Source organism: Micrococcus sp. GbtcB5 (assembly GCF_019091605.1).
GTDB lineage: Bacteria > Actinomycetota > Actinomycetes > Actinomycetales > Micrococcaceae > Micrococcus > Micrococcus luteus.
Genome location: NZ_JAGXJK010000434.1, coordinates 1 through 239, shown reverse-complemented (window position 1 = coordinate 239; position 239 = coordinate 1). Strand labels below are relative to the sequence as shown.

1 protein-coding gene is annotated in these 239 nt (G+C 77.8%); it reads left to right on the top strand.

The window, feature by feature from the left end; translation table 11 throughout:
- Window positions 1-239: AMP-binding protein (locus KVS67_RS13025; RefSeq protein WP_217565553.1), on the top strand; the 239-nt coding region annotated here is incomplete at both ends.

Genomic DNA, 239 nt, shown 5'->3' with positions numbered 1-239 from the left:
GCGTGGCCGTGCACTGCGGGGACCGCCACGTGGCGGCGGGGCGCGGGGAGAAGGCCGCCCTGTCCTTCGAGGGCGGGCCCGGCGCCCGCCGCGCCGTCACCTACGCACAGCTGCAGCGCGAGGCCGCCCAGGCCGCGAACGCCCTCGAGGAGCTGGGCACCGAGGCGGGCGACCGCGCCGTCGTGTACCTGCCCGTGCTCGTCGAGACGATCGCCATCACGCTGGCGTGCGCGCGGATC